This is a genomic window from Acidobacteriota bacterium (genome assembly GCA_033549365.1).
Taxonomy (GTDB): Bacteria; Acidobacteriota; Aminicenantia; order Aminicenantales; family Saccharicenantaceae; genus JAWSUF01.
Genome location: JAWSUF010000014.1, coordinates 53,165 through 70,940, shown reverse-complemented (window position 1 = coordinate 70,940; position 17,776 = coordinate 53,165). Strand labels below are relative to the sequence as shown.

Here is a 17,776-nt window from a genome sequence, read left to right as displayed (position 1 = left end):
GCTATCCAGCTGATATTAAAGATGATAAGTTCAATAATAATTCCTCAATTTCAAGATTGTTTCGTGCGGAATGTAGGAAACAAGAAAAACAAGACTCATAATGAGATGTTTCTTATACGGCTTTTTCCGCCGATAGGCGATCATCGCTTGAACGAGCAGAATCACCCCGACGACCGGCATTAGAATCCCGAAAATCACGAAAGATACGGTCATGACTCTCTCCTTTGCGCGAGGCTCATATGGGCGGATTCCCGCTTGTTGACCTCGCCGGAAATATAAAGAAAATCGAGCCCTGCGTCAATATTTTTCATGCCTCCCTGGTTGCTGCTCCCTGCGCCGCTTCGTCAAGCAGGCGGTATTTGTCCAGAAGACGGTAGAACTGGCGGCGGCTCTTGCCGACGGATGCAGCCGCCCGGGTCCGGTTCCAGCGGTTGTCCTCGAGAGCGCGGCGGAGACGCTCGGGCGTAAGGGGCGCGCCGTGGCCGTTTCCGCCGTTCCCGTCACCCCTGCCTACCTCCCTTCCCCCATCGTCAGATTCTGAGTCGAACCGGATGTGTTCGGGCAGGATCGTTCCGTCTCCCGCGGCCAGCACGGCCCGTCCGACGACGTTTTCGAGCTCCCGGATGTTTCCGGGATAGTCGTGGGACTCAAGCGCTGCCAGAGCCCCGGCCGAAACCTCAGGGACACAGCCTCCCTCCCCCGCTTCGGCGGCCAGCATTTCCCGGACAAGCCCGGGGATCTCCGCCTTTCTTTCCCTCAGGGGCGGGATCCGGATCCTGACGACGCTGATCCGGTAGTAGAGGTCCGTCCGGAACCGGCCCGCCTCGGCCTCCCGCCGGAGGTCCCGGTTCGCGGCGAAGAGGAAGCGCGCGCCGACGGTCCGCGTCCGGGTGTCGCCGAGGCGCCGCGTCTCCTTCTTGTCGATCACCCGGAGCAACTTGGCCTGGAGGGGGAAGGGCAGGTCGGCGATCTCGTCGAAGAAGACGGTGCCGCCGCCGGCCGCCTCGAGAAGGCCCGGCTTGTCCCGGAAGGCGCCCGTGAAGGCCCCCCGGGCGAAGCCGAAGATTTCGGACTCGAAGAGGGATTCGGGCAGGCCCGCGCAGTTTACGGCCATGAAGGGCCGCCCGGCCCGACGGCTCAGCTCATGAATGCGGACAGCCGCGACGTCCTTGCCGGACCCGGTCTCCCCGAGAATCAGGATGTTCTTGTCGCTTTGGGCGGCCCGGAGGAGGAATTGGGGAAAGGCGGTTGGGAGGGAGGTGATGTCCATAGCTTGCTTAGCTATAAACGACCGGGATCCATGGATTTCTCACTTTGGAAAAAGTGAGAAAAATTGGGCCGAAAAACCATCTATTGTTATATAATCCCCTGGATTGTATTGTTGAGGAAAATGGAAAATAGGGCCGGCACAACGAGGAACTCGAGAGACAAAGAACTCGAGGATTTGCTCAATCAATTCACAAACTTCATCAAGACGCATATCCAGAGATATCATCCGCAGAAGTTCGGGCTGGATCCCGAAGATATCGCCCAGGATGTGCGGATCAAGTTATGGAGGCTCGTCGATAGTGAGAAAACCATCACCAATTATGCGTCTTATATAAGGAAGATCGTGAACACCTCAGTCATCGACCAGTTTCGCAAGCTCAGGAGAGATGAGGGAATTTTTCATAGCGAAAAAATGAAACATGTCTCGGAAAAAGAAAAATTCTACATTGAAGAAACAGAACCGGATCGTCATTTGAAGGCGCTTGTTTCTCAAGCCGTTGATTCGCTGATTGAATCGAGAAGGCAAGTCGTCAAACTCTATCTTCTGGAATTGAGCATCGAGGAAATTTCGTCTTATCTTCGATGGAGTCAGGACAAAACCAGAAATCTTCTTTATCGGGGCCTGGCAAATCTCAAAGAGAAACTCAAGGAAATGGGCATTGACTATGAAAATCGATGATCAGGAGCTTCGCCGCCTGTACGGCAAGTCTGTTCAGGAAAAGTGTCTGGAATTGCGAAAACCATGCCCGACTCTTAAAAAGGTTTTTACGTTTTTCCGACCCGGGGTGTCAAGAAAAAGAAAACTCCACATCATTGATCACATCACATCCTGCGCATCCTGTTCCAAAGAATTTGCCTTTTTGCTTGAAATTCATCGGAAACAGGAAATCCTTATCCGATACATCCACAAAGAATCTCCGGCATCAGTTCCTCATTCACGCTTTCTGCGATATGCACCGGTGGCGGCCGGGCTGTTTCTCTTTGTTTTCGTATCACTTTTTCTTTATCAAAACTTCACCCCAAGCCACCGCCACGGCATAGATAAGGAACCGATCCAACTCGTGCATCCTTCCGGGCGGACATCCCTTGTCTATCCCTTGTTCTTCAAGTGGAATGCCGATAAAGAAGCGGAATACTATATCCTCGAAATATTCGATGCGTCCTTGCGTCCCTTTTGGAGAACGACCGATATCGATTCGAATTTCTATCTTCTTCCCAAGGACATTATCAGCAGAATGAAACCCCATGAACCTTACTATTGGATGATCACAGCTGTAGATTCAGAGGGAAATAAAAACGAATCCAAGATCCGGGTTTTTATTCCATTTCGATAGACGAGGTAGATTCGCCATGCAGCACAAAAGCCGCCCAATAATGAGGGTGGGAATAGCGTGTCATCAACATTTTCAGTTTTGCGGATCGGAGCGCCTGGCTTTTATTTTTTCCTTCGGATAGACCTTCGTAAAAAAACCGCATCATCTTGGCCGCCGCATCATCGCGAATCGGCCACAGAGAAGCAAGCACCGATCGGCTTCCGGCGGAAAAAAAGACGCGAGGGAGCCCAACGATTCCTTCGGAATACTCGATTCTGCCTCCACCCGATCGGCAAGCCGAGAGGACGACAAGATCGGCATTCATTCTCATCCCATAAATTTCCCGAACTTGAAGAATTCCATTGTCTTCTTTGCTTGTTGGGGAAAGAACCAGGGCCGATCGGAGTGGAAACTTTTCATCAACATCGCCATGACAGGCAAAATGAAGGATTTGATAATCCGAAAGATGAAGGCTCTTCAGAAGGGCCTTATTGGCGTTTTTTCCTTCAAAAACGTCGATCCGCCTTTTTGGAAACATCTTAGAAATCGCGGCGATTTCCTTTCGGCTGTAGGGAAGAGCTTTGAATTCCCCCACTCGATATTTGGGATTGCCGAAAGCCAGCAGTGTTTTTCTCGGCCTGGCGGGGCATTTTTTTTGATTCAAGACAAAAAGAGTCGATGCCGAAGTGGCGTAGGAAATCCAAAATCTTTCCACGAGAAATTGTGTTGGATTCGATGCTGCAATGCGAAGAGATTCAAAAGGAAGAAAATGCAGGAGTCCGTCCGGGACGATGATCAACGCATCGATATTTTCAAGTTGCTCATTTCTGAAGCTCGAAAACAGCAAGTCTTCAGCAATCCTTTCGGAAGCCTGCTGATTGGCAAACGTTTCTTCGGGCAATTGCGAAATCAGCCTCAAGTAGCCTTTCATTTGTTTTTCGATCGCTCGTCTCGGCGGAAGAGGAAAAACGCGGCAGGATTCTTGGGTCACAACAAAAACCAGCGATCTTGGATCACCCAAGAAATACTCGACAAGAGCCGTTTTTTCATCGAGAAGTTCAAATTGAATGCGACGCAAAGAAATGGGATTCTGATGATCTTTCAAAACCCCATATTCCGAGGCGGACGGGCCTGAAGAAAGGCTTTCCAGGAATGCGCGGGCCTTGGCTTTTTCGACAGATGAAAAAAGATCAGAAAGACGTTCCGAAGATGGATTCGATTCCCACTTTTTATATAAAAGATCAATGACACCATGATAGGGCTGCATTTTGTTTCGGCCGAATCCTGTTTTGAAAATGTCCGCCGAAATGCCGCTTCGTATTTTCTCTATGGTTTCTATGGCTTTGGTAAAATACTCAAAGCTTTTTTCATGGTTTTTCTCTTTCCGATAACACTCGCCCAAGCCTGTGTGGGACTCCCAGATCAAGTGATCCCATCCGCCTTCTTCAGCCGATTCCACAGCCCTCTTGAAATATCCCGCAGCCTGATCCACATCATTGATTCCCAACAGGGCCCGGCCCTTCTCATTGAACAGACCGACAAGCTCTTCGTCAATTTCACCCCCTGAAATCATCTCTTCACCTTTTCGAAAATAGCCGAGAGCTTCTTCATACTGACCGATATCGTTATGAATAACCCCGATTGAAGTCAGAACGGATCGCGCAATTCTTTCATGGTTTTGAAGCCCTTTGGTTTCCAAAGCCCTGCGGGCATAAGTTAACGCATGAAACAAATCATGAACATTGCGGAAGTGAATCCATTTCTTTCTGTAGGTTAAACCGATGTTCAAAAGGTGCTCAGCCAACACCGTCGGACTCAGCCGCCCGGCCCCATGAGCCAACGCTTGGAAAAGATAGGAAAAGCTTTTATCAAAATCGCCCCATTCCGCGTATAGGTCGCCGATATTTTTCAGGCATTCCGTCGCCTCATCATGGTCTTCACTTTGGATGAAAACCTTTAAGGCTTTTTCAAAGTTCGTCAGTGCCATTTCATGGCGACCGGTTTTAAAAAAGAGAATGCCGAGATTCATAAGGGATTTTGCTTCTTCCATTTGTCTTTGCAGCCGGGCTTCAAATGCGTTCCCGTGAAGAATCTCCGATTCATGGAAAAGATAATGGCCAAGCTCGCAAACAACTCCCCCTAAAAGCAGCAAAAGAAAAGTCAACACACGAAAGAAGCACCCCATAATGCCTTCCTTATTCGTTGTCCGGAGGATTATAAATAGCCTATTCAATTCCGTCAACCTTTTTCTTCCCCCTTCCCTTCTCCCCCCACTCTCCCCTATACTATTCCCATCCATCCCGCAATCTCGGAGGTCGCATGAAACATGACGAAATTCTCTCTTTGACCGGTGAAGCCGGAGTGGGCTGTCCGGGACGGCTGTCCCGGCGGACATTTATGGGGCTGGCCGCGGCCGGCGCGGCCGGGGCCGCCCTTTCCCCGCGCCTTGGGGGCCAGGACGCAGCTTCGACCGGGCCGCCCGTCGTCAAGACCAATATCGACGAGGCCATGAAGATCCCCAGGGGTGAAGGAGCCATGCCCGGACGCTATCCCGGGCGGGTCGTCTCCATCAAGCCGGGGGCCGTCTCGGAGGCGGGCGAAATAGACGCCGACAAGGTCCGGCGGGCCGTCGACCGGGGCATGGCCGCCCTTACGGGCGAGGAGGACAGGGGCAAGGCCTGGGCGAAGTTCGTGACCCCCGAGGACGTCGTGGGGATCAAGGTCAACCCCATCGGCGGAAACCTGCTGTCCACGCGGCCCGAGGTCGTCGACGCCGTGATCGAGGGGCTGCGGGCGGCCGGAGTGCCCGACGAAAACATCGTCATCTGGGACCGCCGCCTCTTCCAGCTCCATGAGGCGGGTTTCACTGAGGAGCGCTTTCCGGGCCTGCGCATCCTGGGGACCGAGATGCGGGGACCGAACGGCGAGTTCTATGACGAGGCGGGCGAACTCTGGGCCCGGGACAACATCGACCGCGAGGTCCTGCCCTATGTCGCCGACCTGGAGATGGAATACGACCGGAACACGCTGCCCTACATGATCAACATGGGGAAGGAGAGCTATTTCACGAAGATCGCGACGCGCACCTGCACGAAGATCATAAACGTCCCCGTGCTCAAGAACGCCGGGCCGACCGTGACCCTCTGCCTCAAGAACCTCTCCTACGGCGCGCTCAGCAACACCTCGCGGCTTCACAAGATCTGGTCGGAATCCGTGGCCCAGCCGAGCGCCTTCCCCTGCCTGCGGGACAAGACCGTCCTCAACGTCGTGGACGGCCTCAAGGCCTGCTACGACGGCGGGCCGGGCGCCAATCCCAAGTTCATCTACACGGCCGACCTCATGTATTTCGGGACCGACCCCGTGGCCGTCGACGCCGTGGGACACGAATACATCACGAGAGAGCGGATCCGGCGGGGCGTCCAGGAGTTCGAGGACAAGAGGCGGCGGGCCTTCCTGGAGATCGCATCCGAGCTCGGACTCGGGGTTTCCGACCGGGCGAAGATCGACTTCGTGGAGATCAAGGAGGGCTAGGGTGCGCGAGGCGGGTTTGTCGAATGCGCGGGCGGCGGGCGCGGCCGTTCTGGCGATTGCGGCGTGTCTGATCGCGGCGCAGGGCGCGGCGGCCCAGACGGCCAACGAAGGATTTTCGAGCCAGGTCGTCCTGAGCTGGGACGACATCCCGAACGAGCTCTTCATCCAGGGCTGGCTGACGTCGGACGAACCTCAGCGCTTTCCCGGACAAAGCCTCTTCGGCCACATCAACGGCGGGGCCGAGCTCTTCCTGGAATACGGCTTCCGCGAACTCGTCGTCTTCCGCTTCGCGCCCCAAGGCGGAAGGCTGGACAGGGAGATCGTCCTTGAAATCTACGCCATGGAATCGGCGCGGGACGCCTTCGGCATTTTCTCCCTGAACCGGACGGGCGCCGAACCGACGTCCGACAGACAAAACGCCCTCAACTGGGTCGGAGTCGAACAGGCGGCCTTCGTTCTGGGAAGCCTCTACGTCAACATCCTGGCCGCAAACTGCACGATCGACGAAACGGCCGGATTCGCGGCGGGTGCCGAAGTCGCCCTGGCTGCCGGGCGGGCCGTTCCGGAGGCGGGCTTTACGGGGCTTCCGGAGCGGAATCTGATGCCGGGAACCGAACGCTTCATCAAGGGCGCGCTCGCCGCGGCCGCGGAATCGCCCTTTCTTGCGCCCGAATTCTGGGGCTTTGCGGACCGCGGCACTCTGGCCTGGTCGGCCCGCTACGTTCCGGGCGGGGCGAAGCTCATTCTTGTCGAATACGGCGGCGAGCCGGGCGATTTCCTGCCGCCCGTTGCGGCGGTTTTCCGGGAATACTTCGAGGACGTCACGGAGGAGGGCGGGGGGATCGTCTCGGCCCGGTCGCCCGAGGGACGCCTTATGCTCTACGGGCGAAGGGACGGCCGGGCGGTTTTCATCATCAGCGAGTCCGACGAAAAGGCGGGCCGGGCCCGGCTGGCCGAGGCCCTCGAAAAATCCGTTATCGTTTGGAGGTCACAATGAAGCGCAACTTGACTCTTTCGCTGGCAGCGGCGGCTTTGATCGCATTCGGCGCGGCGGGTGCTTTCGCCCAGACGCCCGAAATCCGGCCGATCACGCTCGGGCAGGCCATGCCCGGAATCGAACTTCCCGCATTCCAGGGGGGAACGGTCAATCCGGCCGGTCTCAAGGGCAAGAACGTCCTCGTTCTCTTCCCGCGCGGTTATGCCTCGCCGACGGCCTGGTGCACGATCTGCAACTATCAGCTCGCCGAACTCATCGAGATGGAGAAGGCCGAAAAGATCCGGGAGAAACACAACCTTGAGGTGCTCGTTGTCCTCCCCTACGACACCGAAACCGTGACGAAATGGGTGGGCGATTTTCCGGCCCAGCTCGCGAAGATCCGCGACTGGAAAAACCCGCCCGACGAGGCGGCGCTCGACGAGGCCGGGCGGCGGCGCATGGAGCGCTTCCGGGAGATGTTTCCGCTGAACATGCTGTGGGATGCGGATGCGCCCGTGCCCATGCCCTTCCCCGTCCTGATCGACGCCGAACGAAAGCTTGCAGGAGGCCTCGGGCTTTTCGCCGAGGAGTGGGGCGGCAGCAAGGTCGCCCAGAACATTCCGACGATATTCCTGCTCGACACGGAGGGCAAGCTCGTTTTTAAATACGTCAGCCAGAACACCTTCGACCGCCCCTCCTGGGACTACGTCCTCAAGATGCTCGGCTGCCTGAAAGAATGAACACCATCTTCGTCGTCTCCGACGGGACGGGGCATACGGCCCAGCATGCCTTGCGGGCCGCCCTGGCTCAGTTTCCCGGAGCCGAGGTCGAGATCGTGGTCAGGCCCAAGGTCCGGACCAAGACCCGCGCCCGGCAGGTCGTCTGCGAGGCGGCCGAAGCCGGCGGGTTCATCGTCCATACCATCGTCACGGACTCCATCCGCGAAGCCATGGTCAAATTCGGCCGGGAAAACAACGTCGAATCCATCGACCTCATGGGGCCGCTTCTCGCCCGCTTGTCGGAAACTCTGGCCACATCGCCCTCGGCAAAGCCGGGCCTGTTCACCAAGCTCAACGACTCCTACTTCCGCCGCATCGAGACCATGGAGTATGCCATCAAGCACGACGACGGACAGCGCCTCGAAGACATCCGCAAGGCGGAGATCGTCCTTCTGGGCGTCTCCCGGACGTTCAAAACACCGCTCAGTATCTACCTGGCCTTCAAGGGCTGGTTTGCGGCCAACATTCCCGTCATCTACAACCTGGAGCCTCCGGAAATCCTGTCGAAACTGCCCCCGAACAGGGTCTTCTGCATGGACACGAACGCCCGCCAGCTGGCCGAACTCCGCCGATCGAGGTCGGAATTTCTCCGGGGCGCGGCCGGCCGCTACGCCGATCCGGAATTCGTCCGGAGCGAGCTGATGTTCGCCCGGAATTACTACGCCAAGCACGACGGATGGACGATCATCAATGTCACCAACAAGCCCATCGAAGAGCTGGCCAGCGAAATCATCGCCCTGCGCGGAAAAAAGGGAAAGGGCAAAAACGGGTGGTTCCATTGGGAGAGATGATCCTGTTTGAGACGGGCTTCCGGTATGACCGGTGGGTCAAATTCTTTCTGGGTTTCCCGGTCGTCCTGATGACCGCCGCGGGACTGATCCTTTCAGGCTGGGTTCGTATTGCCGGACTTATTCCCGAGGGACCCGACGCCGAGATGCGACTCTCGGGTTTCTTCCTGATCGGCGGGGCCGCGTTCATCCTGTTCACCTACTGGCTCACGCTCCCCGCGAAGGTCGTCGTGCACAGGGACAGGCTCCGGATCAAAATCGGCCGCTTCTTCTGGACAATCCCCTTCGAGACCGTCGAGTCGATGCGCGCCGCAAAGGGATTCCTTCAAAAGCCAGATCGAGATTGTCCGCAGGAAAGGGCGCTCCGTCCGGATATCCCCAGATAACCGCGACGAGTTCCTGGACTACGCGAACCGGGCTATTGACGATTGGCGCCGGACCCTGTGAAGCCAAGCAACAAAAGGTGATGAAGCGGGCGGTGTAGCGGCCGCCGGCTTTCTTGCCGAGGCGATCAAAGGCGGCGGCGGCGCGGCGGACCCAGACATCGAGGCCCGGCCCGAAAATCCGGCCGCCCGCCTTGGCCAGGAAATTGAAGCCCGGGGGAATGTGGACCAGCGTCCCGGCGGAGAGGACCTCCAGGCCGCTCGCGGTGAGAAGCCGCCGCACCTCGCCCATCGTGTAGCATCGGTCGGCATAGACCATGCCCGCCCGGCGGCGGAGCGCGTTGGAGATCCGGTGGAAGATGTTGTGCCCGTTGTCCAGGGTCAGAGCCAGCCTTCCTCCGGGTTTGAGGACGCGGGCAATTTCGGCGAACGCTCCGGGAAGGAGCGCGGGCGGAAAATGATCCAGGGTGGAGTTCGACAGCACGACATCGAAGCTTCCTTCAACGAAAGGAAGCCGACAGACATCGGCGGCCGCCGCGCGGCATTCCGGGAACCTCCGGGCGGCCCGGGCCGCGGTGACATCGGAATAATCGATGCCGAAGCAGCGGCCGTAGAGCCGGGAAAGCTCCCCCATCAGAGCGTCCGGGCCGTAGGCCTCCTCGAAGAGATCGGTCTTCAGCAGGGCCAGGCCGGCCCCCGGCGGCGACGCGGATTCGACCAGGCCGAGGGTTTCCCGCCTCTTCTGGAGGGCGATCTCCCTGTGATAGACGGCGCCGCCGACACGTCCGATCACCCTGTTCCAATGATGCTTGGGAAGCCGCCTTAACGACATGGTTTCACCGTTTGCGCCCCGTGATCACGAAATTCCTCCCCCACTTCCGGCTGCGCGCGGATCGGAGACGCCTTTCGAGAACAAGCCCCGCGCGCCGCGGCGGGAAGATCCGGACGCCATTCGTCAGGACGAAGTTGTAGAACCGGATGTCTGCTGTCCGGAAACCCGCATTTTCAAAAAGGGCCAGAGCCTCGGCAAGGGAATAGCTCCGGAAGCGGTTGCCCGGGGGTCGCCTGCCGAGACGGTTCAGAGCATGCTGAACTTTATGCAACAGGCTGTCCCGGTTGGTGAAGGTGACGACCGCCGGACCCCCGCTGCGGAGGACCCTGCGGATTTCTCCGAAGAAATCCCCCGGCGAGTCGAGACATCCCATCAGGGAGACGGCGGCGACTCCGCCGATCGATTCGTCGGCAAAGGGAAGATGCGAGGCACAGGCCGCAATGATGGCCGGCCTTCGAGACCGGGCCTCCGGCTCGTCCCCGGCTTTCGAAAGCGCGTAGGCCGTCATGCCGACATCCCGGTCGACGCCGACGGCCGACAGCCCCAGCCTCGAAAGTCCGTCCGTCATCCGGCCCGTGCCGCAGCCGGCGTCGAGCCACACTTCGCCGGCCCCCGAGGACGCCGCACAGGCCTCGAGAGCGGCGGACATGCTGCGGCGGAAGATCATATTCGACCCGTCTTCTCCGGGGCAGTCGTAGATCCTATCCCAGGTCCGGGGGTCGAGCCGTTGTATCGTCATGGCCGCTCCGGTCTTTCGACGATTCGCCGCTTGAAGCCTTCGGAATACTCCGGCCCTCCCCGAACGACTTCGACCGATCCGGCCTGGCGCCAGATCCGGGTCGTCATCCTGTGGCCGGAGTCCCGGCTTTCGAGATTGCCGAACAAGCCGTCGATCAGACGGTTTTCGTCCACACCGCCGAGACTCGGCCCGGCGACAATCCGCAGCCGGCCGAAATTGCGCTCGTCGCGGACTTCCTGAAACCGGATGTCGTCCGGGTTGCCGCCCGCATCGGTCGCAACCCGGCCGAGAGCGTCATCGAGTTCATGGACGGCAACCGTCATGCCTTCGATCGTGATCCTCTCCCGGCTTCCGACCTCGCTGACCCGAACATCCATGCCCAGGGCCCCGAAAAGGCACGGACAGGGCTTTTGCGAAAGACGGCCGCCGTCGCCGATATCCGTATTCAGGAGGATCTTTCCGGCTCCGGGAAGAAGCGTCGTGTATTGAAGGCCGCCGCCGTTCTCCTGAGGCAGAACGGCCAGACGGTCGAGATAGACGTGCATCTCGTCGGGCGGTTCCCCGTGCGGGCAGGCGGCGGCGATGAGGCCCGTCTCCGTGGCGATGTAGCGGGGATAAACCCGGGCGCCCGAAGACTCGATGAATTTCCGCCGGGCCGCGGTCAGGGGCTCGCCTCCGGTGAAAAGAACGGACCGTTTGATGTCCAGATTGTTTTCGAGGGCGGCCTGAACGGCCCGGACGACCGAACCCGTGAACCCGCGGAGGACCGAAATGCCGTGTTCCGCCGCCGTCTCTGCCAGCCAGCGGGCCACTCGTGGCGCGTCCTCCAGATTCGTGGGCTCCGGCCGGGGCAGGCGCAGGCCGTAGAGGCGGCCCAGGACGGGCAGGGCCCGGACGGCCAGATTGCGGCCGAACGGCTGACGCATGTCCCGGTCCGAGCCGTGGGCGAACCACCGATCGGGCGGCCGGCGATATTTGGCGGAGATGAGCACGTTGTGGATCCCGGCAATCCCCGGCAGACCGGGATACCACAGCGCCTGGGGCGCATCCAAGATCCCGTGGGCGGCGGACAGAGCACATTCGTTGGCCGCCTCGTCGGCGATGAAGTCCCAGTCGTAAGGGACGCGCATCGACCGGGAGGATCGGGTTCCGCTCGTCGAGGCCGCAATCGTCCCGCCCGCGAGCCGGGGATTGTCGAAATCCTCCGGGCGAGTCTCAAATGCAACTCCGCCGCGGACGACCGGGATTCCGGATTTGAATTCGTCGTAGCTCAGGAACACGCCTTCGGCCCGCAGGGCTTCCAGCGTCTTTTCGATTCCCCGGCTCAGGACGCCGGATTCGAGATCGGCGTATTCGCAGCCGGCCGAAAGAAGAAGGCGCCGGAAGGGATTGTGCGGGACGCCGTAGACGATCGCGGCGGAAGACAGGAAATTCTCCGTTCGGCGCTCCATCCGGGTCTTGAGGGCATCGAGGGATGTCCCGATATCCAGGGGTTTGCCGAAAAAGGCCGGCAGACCCCGAACCGTTCGAAACAGGCGTCCGAGGCGGACGATGTCCATCTCAGGCGTGGGATCCCTTTTGGGCTCGATCCAGGAAGGACAAGTCGAGATGGCGGACCGGAAAGTCCGCGATATAGCCCAGTTTCCGCATGAGACCGAGAATGTCGGTCATGGCCGCGGAATTCCGCAGGGCGTCGACATCGGGACGATTGGCTTCGAGTGCGGCCCGGATGTGGCCGGATCCGATGCCCGTGTATCGCTCGGCGATTTCGGACGACTCGCCGGGGTTTTCAAGGACGAAGGAGGCGCCCCGAACGTAGGCCCGGACGACTTTTTCGACAAGTCCGGGCTCGGATTGGATAAGTCCGGCCGTCGTCGTCAGCGAACACCCCGGCGCTCCCGGCCAGACATCGCCCGTCCTCTTGACGATGGTTCCGATTCCCAGCCTCTCCAACATCGTGGCGTAGGGCTCGACCATGGAGGCGGCGTCGACGCCGCCGCCGACAAGCGACAGGATGGCGCCGTCGCCGGAGGGCATCCGGAGGCATTCGATGTCCGCCCAGCCCAAGCTCTCCATCAGGCCCATGGCGGTCAGATCCTTGATGCCGCCACGGCGGGGCACGGCGACTTTTCGGACATCGGAAAGGGCGACGCCCTTCCTGACGACGATGGCCGCTTCTTCGATCCCGGCTCCGGCGACGAGAACCATCGTCCTGTCCCGGTCGGGTTCGGCCGCAACCCGGGTCCAGGGCATCACGGCGAAGTGGATTTCCCCGGCGGCCAGGCGGCGCGGCACCATCCAGGCCGTCGGTTCGACGTTCAGACGGACATCCAGACCTTCCTCCTCGAAAAAGCCCTTGTCGGAGGCGGCGTAGGCGGGCATCTGGCAAATGCCCCTCAACACGGAAAAGGGTATCTTGATCATGTTATGTCTCCTGTTCTGACCGAACGTTCATTGCGGCTTTGTTTAATCCGGCGAGGTCAGGCCGGCGTAGACAAAATTCCGATATCGCTCGATGACGTCGAGGATGATGGTTTCCTTGGCCGTTTTGAGAACGATGGCCGAGTCCTCGCCTTCCATGAACGGCTCGGCGGTCTCTTGGGCTTCAGGCTTGTCCGCCCATCGGCCCCGCGTCCGAAGCGTCATTTTGAGGTCCACCGAGTTTCGGGGAAGAATCAGGCGGTATTCGAAATTTCCGGGCCTGGGTCCGGGAACCCGAATCTCCAGGCCGATGGATCGGCCTTTCTCCTTGCGGATTTTGGATCGGACGCCCTTCGCTTTGAGTTCGCCGGACAGGGATTCGAAGGCCAGCTCGGCGATGAATTCACAGAATTGTTCGAACTTCAGAAGGGATTCGGCCTTGCAGCTCTCGATGACGCGGAGATTGTCGAAATGGGCTTTTAATTCCTGTTTCCAATTTTTGTTTTTCATGCGACTAAATTAATGCTTGAGGCTGTTTTTATCATATCACACCCGGCCCCCGATATTAAGCGGCCGCGGGAGGGGGAAGTGCCGGCTGAGGTCAGCAAAAGGGGGGTGATGATTGGATTGTTGAGGGAGCTCTCACCAGCCGGCAAATGAGAGCCATGCGTATTATAGCAGAATCGGGGGAGAATGCAAGGAAAATCGGACGGCCGGCGAAGTTTCTTGATATATCTTTTGTTTTCTTGACTTTAAAACGCTTGCTGCTTGATATCTAATATTTCTTCCCATGCCAGGTCCACAGAAATATCCGCCATGGCCGGGGCCGAAATCAGGCGCGCCGGACCATACGGCCTCCACAGAGTCGCAAATTCATTGAGAAACAGGACAAGGGAGGAGCAGCCGCAGGCGGCCGCGAGATGGGCCGTTCCCGAGTCGTTGCCGAGAAAAAGCCCGGGGCCGGAGAGAAGCCCGGCCAGATGAAGGATATCCGGCCGACGGGATCGCGTCCAGCCGGGAGGCATGTCGCCGTCATCCAGGTCGGCGGGCGATCCGGCCTCGGCTTCCCCCGTGATGCAAACACCCCGCCGGCCCGCGCCGGAAAGACGCCGCATGATCTCTAGAAAATATTCGGAAGGCCAGCGCTTCCTCGTGCTTCCGCTTCCCGTATGAACGACGACCGGATCTCCCGGCTCATTGCCGAATCCGAAGGCGGAGAGCCCCTCCGTCCGCATTCGGGCGGATATCCGAAGACGGCCCAGCCGGGGCAGGAGGGCCTCAGGCGGCCGGGGATCGCCGAAAAGGTCGAGTGTCCGGCGAAGGAAAAAGCGGCTCCAGGCTTCGTCGGGTTCCGAGTCCGGCGCGACGACGGCGCGGAGGCCCGTCCCGTCCGCGGCAGCGGGAATATCGAGGATTCCGCGCTTTCTCATCCAGCCGACAATCGATGAAAAGACATTGAGCTGCGGTTCGCCGGATTCGGCGGACGCATCGGCCTCCGCCACTGCGGATGCGGCGAACAGCCAGGACAGATTCCGGGAATCGACGGACACCAGGTCGTCGACAAGTCCGGCCTCAAGAAAGAGCCGGCCGTAGTCGACGCGGCAAGCCAGCGTCAACCGCGCGTCCGCCATTTTTTCGCGGACGAAAGCGATCGAAGGCAGTGCGACCAGAAGATCCCCGAGTCCTCCGGGGCGGACAAGAAGAACGGATGTTTTTTTCAACATCTTCTCCCGCGGAAGAGGGTGCCGGCTGTTTTTTTGTTACAGCAGAAAAGGGAAAAATGATGTCTTAAAGGTGGGTCGAAGTTTTCTCCAGCCGGCGCAAGAAAACTTGAATTGATTATAACTCCACTCCATCGAATGTCAAGAGGTTTTTTCAGCCGATGAGAAAAACACGGAGGTCCATGACATTGGTCGGCGTCGGCCCGGTGACGATGAGCCCGCCGGCCTTTTCGAAATAGGAATAGGAGTCGTTGTCGTCGAGAAAGCGGTCGATGTCGAGCCCGGCTTTCCGGCCCCGTCCGGCCGTCGCCGGATCGATCCAGGCCCCGGCCGCATCCGTCGGGCCGTCGATGCCGTCCGTTCCCAGGCTCAGGACAAGCCAGTCAAGATCCCCCAGCCCTTCTTTTTCGATTTCCCGGAGCGCGGCCAGGACGAACTCCGTGTTGCGGCCGCCTTTCCCTTTCCCTGTCACGGTCACCGTGATCTCCCCGCCCGCAAGAAAACACATCGGCCGGGGCGCCCGCCGCAGGGAACAGGCCAGGGACTTGAGAAAAGCGACATATTTCCGGGCGGCCTCACGGGCTTCTCCCGAGTCGGCGTCCGTGAGGGGGAAAGTTTCGAATCCCAGTTCCCGGGCCCGGGCCGCCGCCGCATCGAGAGCCGTCCGGATATCGCCGATGATATGATTCCGGACGCGGTCGAAAACCGGGTCGTTCTTTTTCAGGGTCTCAGGCCTCTCGCCCCTCTCCCCTTCCTCGACGGCTCGGCGGACGGCTTCGGGCACGGAGGCCCACAGATTCCGCGCGTCCAGGACGGCGCGGGCATCGGCCCAGGTCGAATCGTCCCCATGAGTCGGCCCCGAGGCGATGGTGCCGAGGTCGTTTCCGATGACGTCGGAAATAACGAGAGTGACGACGCAGGCCGGAGCGGCCGTCCGGGCCAGCCGCCCGCCCTTGACGCCCGAGAGATGTTTGCGGACGGTATTGAGTTCGCCGATTCCGGCGCCCGCCTTCATCAGGGCGTCCGTCGTCCGGCGTTTGTCCACGAGCGAAAGGCCTTCGGCCGGAAGGCAGAGCTGGGCCGAGCCGCCTCCGGAAAGAAGAAGCAGAACCAGATCCCGTTCCCCCGCCTTTTCGGACAGGCCGAGAATGGCCCGGGCCGCAGCCAGACTCCTCTCATCGGGAAGCGGGTGGGAGGCGGGAAGATAATCGATGCGTCCCTCGCGGCGGGATTCGATCTCGCGCGTCAGAACGACGCCGCTCTCAAGCTTGTCTTCGATCAGGGGAAGAGCGCGGGCGGCCATGTGCGGCGCCGCTTTTCCGACGGCGAAGAGATAGATACAATCGACATCCGAAAGGTCGACCGTCTCGTCCTTCACGCGAAGAACGGCCCCCTCGCGGGACAGATTCTTCTTGAAAAGCCTTTCGGGCGATACGGCGTCGAGCGCCGCCTCATAGACGGCGCGGGCGTCGTCGAAACGGGTCGATGCGGATGTGGTTGGAACACCCATTGCTATATTTTACCCCATGCCGTCTCTTCCGGCCAAGTTTTTCTCCGTGCCCTTTCGGCAAGACCCACCTGCTGTAAGGGCGATAACGCCGGTGGCGCCGACCGCCCCGGCCGGGCGTGTTCGGGACCGGATCCGGATTCAGGCTTTGAGTTCGAACTGCCGGCCGGCATAGCGGGCCCGGCTGATCCAGACGGCGAGCAGGATCAGGGTGACCAGCGACAGCCAGCGGATTCCTCCCGCCGGAACGGCATTGAAGATCGCGAGGTTGATGATCACCGCAACGGCCTTGGCGAAGCGCATGACAAACATGTCGATGAAGGCCTTGGCCCGGTACTTGACCTCCGGAGCGGTAGGCACGTACAGGGCCTCCTTCGAGGACTGATTGATGGAATAGTTGAGGCCGTTGTCGCTCACCGAAAGCGCGTTCCCGACCATCAGCACGGGAAAGAGGAAAAAGGCCGCCGAGCCACAGAATGCGACCACGGGCAGGATGAGCAGGCCGATCCCGACCCCGAACTTCCGCATAACCAGGCTGGTGAGAAAAAACTGGACGAACACGGCAACGCTGTTGGTCACGAAATACACGGAGCCGAAATAGGCCTTGGTGACCGCCCCGCTGTGGATGGCCGTCTCGACGCTCCGCGTCCACTGGAAATCCATGATCGTGGAGACGATTTCATAGCAGCCGACGATGGCCACGATGGCCAGCAGGTAACGCGAGGAGAAAACCAGCTTGGCGCCCTCCAAGGCGGCCCGGCTTTTCTTCATTTCGGGCTCGGGTGAGGGTCCGATCCGGCTGCGAACCTCGGCGGTCCCGGGCCGAGACTCTTCCTTCTTCACGATCCGGGAGACCGCGTAGGCGACCACCATGATCAGCCCGGCGCCGCCCGCACAGGCGAGGAGGAGGATCGGGCCGCCCACCTTTTCCACGAAGCCCGCCACGATGGCCGAACCGAACCAGCCGCCGAGAACGCCTCCCAGCCCGCAGATGCCGTAGAGTCGCTTGGCCTCGTCCGAACTGACGATGTCGTTGAGGAAGGCCCAGAAAAGAACAACCATGACGGTGTTGAAGAAATCGCCGAAAAGATAAAACGACCAGGCAACCGCGCCGGTCGGCCGGCCGATGACGGCGCTGAAGAGGACAAAGCAGCCGATGAAAAACAGCGCCCAGCCGTAGACGAGTTTCTGCCGCGTGATCCGGCGGGACAGCCAGGTGAAGACGACGACCCCGATCGCGGCCATAACCATGTTCAGGATCTTGGCCAACTGCTCGGCCTCCGACCCCGTCATCCGCCAGCCCAGGAGGTTGAATCCGTCCACGACATAGGTGGAGATGAAGACCATTTTCTTCATCGGCTTGAGCACCCAGAACATCGTGATGACCAGGAAAAAATGCCCGGCCATCAGAAGTGCCTTGGGCAATTTCTCGCGCGGAACATCCTGAATGGCTTTAAGGATATCTTTCATGGACCCCTCCTCCGAAATCCCATTCGGCTCTCGCCGGCAAGTGTAAG

At 59.6% G+C, this 17,776-nt stretch carries 17 protein-coding genes; 6 read left to right on the top strand and 11 right to left on the bottom strand.

The genetic code is table 11. The features are described 5' to 3' along the window. Positions 1-30 precede the first annotated feature (30 nt). Both SCM96_14215 and SCM96_14210 read right to left on the bottom strand, forming a co-directional pair. Positions 31-213 carry a hypothetical protein gene (locus SCM96_14215; GenBank protein MDW7761776.1) on the bottom strand — a complete coding sequence of 61 codons (183 nt, stop codon included), beginning with the start codon at positions 211-213 and terminating at the stop codon, positions 31-33. A gap of 94 nt (positions 214-307) precedes the next feature. Then, positions 308-1,270: a sigma 54-interacting transcriptional regulator gene (locus tag SCM96_14210; protein ID MDW7761775.1), complete on the bottom strand. Its 963-nt coding sequence runs from the start codon at positions 1,268-1,270 to the stop codon at positions 308-310. Positions 1,271-1,333: 63 nt separating this feature from the next. On the opposite strand from SCM96_14210, the gene SCM96_14205 reads away from it, so the two are divergent. Then, entirely contained in the window at positions 1,334-1,948 is a 615-nt protein-coding gene (locus SCM96_14205; protein ID MDW7761774.1) for an RNA polymerase sigma factor, read from the top strand. Next, positions 1,935-2,603, top strand: coding sequence for a hypothetical protein (locus SCM96_14200; protein ID MDW7761773.1), 669 nt, complete (start codon positions 1,935-1,937; stop codon positions 2,601-2,603). Before SCM96_14205 ends, SCM96_14200 begins: the two co-directional genes overlap by 14 nt. Here the strand turns inward: SCM96_14200 and SCM96_14195 are convergent. Next, complete coding sequence (locus SCM96_14195; protein MDW7761772.1) at positions 2,587-4,767, bottom strand: CHAT domain-containing protein; 2,181 nt, start codon at positions 4,765-4,767, stop codon at positions 2,587-2,589. The two genes, SCM96_14200 and SCM96_14195, sit on opposite strands and share 17 nt — an antisense overlap. A gap of 134 nt (positions 4,768-4,901) precedes the next feature. Here SCM96_14195 and SCM96_14190 point away from each other — a divergent pair, with 134 nt between their 5' ends. From SCM96_14190 to SCM96_14175, 4 genes are read left to right on the top strand one after another with little or no spacing between them, the layout of a single operon-like run. Next, a complete protein-coding gene (locus SCM96_14190; protein MDW7761771.1) occupies positions 4,902-6,113 on the top strand; it encodes a DUF362 domain-containing protein in 1,212 nt (403 codons plus the stop codon). 1 nt (position 6,114) lies between these two features. After that, positions 6,115-7,110 (top strand): DUF6599 family protein, encoded by a 996-nt coding sequence (locus tag SCM96_14185; GenBank protein ID MDW7761770.1) that lies wholly within the window; start codon positions 6,115-6,117, stop codon positions 7,108-7,110. Further along, positions 7,107-7,829: a redoxin domain-containing protein gene (locus tag SCM96_14180; protein ID MDW7761769.1), complete on the top strand. Its 723-nt coding sequence runs from the start codon at positions 7,107-7,109 to the stop codon at positions 7,827-7,829. The genes SCM96_14185 and SCM96_14180 overlap by 4 nt, the downstream gene beginning before the upstream one ends. Next, a complete protein-coding gene (locus SCM96_14175; protein ID MDW7761768.1) occupies positions 7,826-8,659 on the top strand; it encodes a pyruvate, water dikinase regulatory protein in 834 nt (277 codons plus the stop codon). The genes SCM96_14180 and SCM96_14175 overlap by 4 nt, the downstream gene beginning before the upstream one ends. Positions 8,660-8,908: 249 nt before the next feature. Here the strand turns inward: SCM96_14175 and SCM96_14170 are convergent, their stop codons facing one another. The 8 genes from SCM96_14170 to SCM96_14135 form a co-directional block, all read right to left on the bottom strand. Then, on the bottom strand, positions 8,909-9,871 hold the full coding sequence (locus tag SCM96_14170) for a class I SAM-dependent methyltransferase (protein MDW7761767.1): 963 nt from the start codon (positions 9,869-9,871) through the stop codon (positions 8,909-8,911). A 4-nt stretch (positions 9,872-9,875) separates the two neighbouring features. Further along, a complete protein-coding gene (locus SCM96_14165) occupies positions 9,876-10,610 on the bottom strand; it encodes a class I SAM-dependent methyltransferase (protein MDW7761766.1) in 735 nt (244 codons plus the stop codon). After that, the gene (locus SCM96_14160; GenBank protein MDW7761765.1) at positions 10,607-12,169 is read right to left on the bottom strand and encodes a hypothetical protein; all 1,563 of its coding nucleotides are present in this window, start codon (positions 12,167-12,169) and stop codon (positions 10,607-10,609) included. The genes SCM96_14165 and SCM96_14160 overlap by 4 nt, the downstream gene beginning before the upstream one ends. A 1-nt stretch (position 12,170) precedes the next feature. Beyond that, positions 12,171-13,034, bottom strand: a complete 864-nt coding sequence (locus SCM96_14155; protein ID MDW7761764.1) for an ABC transporter substrate-binding protein — start codon at positions 13,032-13,034, stop codon at positions 12,171-12,173. A gap of 42 nt (positions 13,035-13,076) precedes the next feature. Continuing rightward, positions 13,077-13,541 carry a hypothetical protein gene (locus SCM96_14150; protein ID MDW7761763.1) on the bottom strand — a complete coding sequence of 155 codons (465 nt, stop codon included), beginning with the start codon at positions 13,539-13,541 and terminating at the stop codon, positions 13,077-13,079. Between the two features lie 242 nt (positions 13,542-13,783). Continuing rightward, positions 13,784-14,755: a glycosyltransferase family 9 protein gene (locus SCM96_14145; protein ID MDW7761762.1), complete on the bottom strand. Its 972-nt coding sequence runs from the start codon at positions 14,753-14,755 to the stop codon at positions 13,784-13,786. Between the two features lie 151 nt (positions 14,756-14,906). Continuing rightward, positions 14,907-16,262: a DUF4147 domain-containing protein gene (locus SCM96_14140; protein ID MDW7761761.1), complete on the bottom strand. Its 1,356-nt coding sequence runs from the start codon at positions 16,260-16,262 to the stop codon at positions 14,907-14,909. A gap of 138 nt (positions 16,263-16,400) precedes the next feature. Further along, the gene (locus tag SCM96_14135; protein MDW7761760.1) at positions 16,401-17,729 is read right to left on the bottom strand and encodes an Npt1/Npt2 family nucleotide transporter; all 1,329 of its coding nucleotides are present in this window, start codon (positions 17,727-17,729) and stop codon (positions 16,401-16,403) included. Between the last annotated feature and the right edge of the window lie 47 nt (positions 17,730-17,776).

What these genes read in the sequence shown, in the direction of transcription:
- SCM96_14215 (MDW7761776.1), bottom strand. Translation starts at nt 213, where the DNA reads ATGACCGTATCTTTCGTGATTTTCGGGATTCTAATGCCGGTCGTCGGG.
- SCM96_14210 (MDW7761775.1), bottom strand. Translation starts at nt 1,270, where the DNA reads ATGGACATCACCTCCCTCCCAACCGCCTTTCCCCAATTCCTCCTCCGG.
- SCM96_14200 (MDW7761773.1), top strand. Translation starts at nt 1,935, where the DNA reads ATGAAAATCGATGATCAGGAGCTTCGCCGCCTGTACGGCAAGTCTGTT.
- SCM96_14195 (MDW7761772.1), bottom strand. Translation starts at nt 4,767, where the DNA reads ATGGGGTGCTTCTTTCGTGTGTTGACTTTTCTTTTGCTGCTTTTAGGG.
- SCM96_14190 (MDW7761771.1), top strand. Translation starts at nt 4,902, where the DNA reads ATGAAACATGACGAAATTCTCTCTTTGACCGGTGAAGCCGGAGTGGGC.
- SCM96_14180 (MDW7761769.1), top strand. Translation starts at nt 7,107, where the DNA reads ATGAAGCGCAACTTGACTCTTTCGCTGGCAGCGGCGGCTTTGATCGCA.
- SCM96_14175 (MDW7761768.1), top strand. Translation starts at nt 7,826, where the DNA reads ATGAACACCATCTTCGTCGTCTCCGACGGGACGGGGCATACGGCCCAG.
- SCM96_14170 (MDW7761767.1), bottom strand. Translation starts at nt 9,871, where the DNA reads ATGTCGTTAAGGCGGCTTCCCAAGCATCATTGGAACAGGGTGATCGGA.
- SCM96_14165 (MDW7761766.1), bottom strand. Translation starts at nt 10,610, where the DNA reads ATGACGATACAACGGCTCGACCCCCGGACCTGGGATAGGATCTACGAC.
- SCM96_14160 (MDW7761765.1), bottom strand. Translation starts at nt 12,169, where the DNA reads ATGGACATCGTCCGCCTCGGACGCCTGTTTCGAACGGTTCGGGGTCTG.
- SCM96_14155 (MDW7761764.1), bottom strand. Translation starts at nt 13,034, where the DNA reads ATGATCAAGATACCCTTTTCCGTGTTGAGGGGCATTTGCCAGATGCCC.
- SCM96_14150 (MDW7761763.1), bottom strand. Translation starts at nt 13,541, where the DNA reads ATGAAAAACAAAAATTGGAAACAGGAATTAAAAGCCCATTTCGACAAT.
- SCM96_14145 (MDW7761762.1), bottom strand. Translation starts at nt 14,755, where the DNA reads ATGTTGAAAAAAACATCCGTTCTTCTTGTCCGCCCCGGAGGACTCGGG.
- SCM96_14140 (MDW7761761.1), bottom strand. Translation starts at nt 16,262, where the DNA reads ATGGGTGTTCCAACCACATCCGCATCGACCCGTTTCGACGACGCCCGC.
- SCM96_14135 (MDW7761760.1), bottom strand. Translation starts at nt 17,729, where the DNA reads ATGAAAGATATCCTTAAAGCCATTCAGGATGTTCCGCGCGAGAAATTG.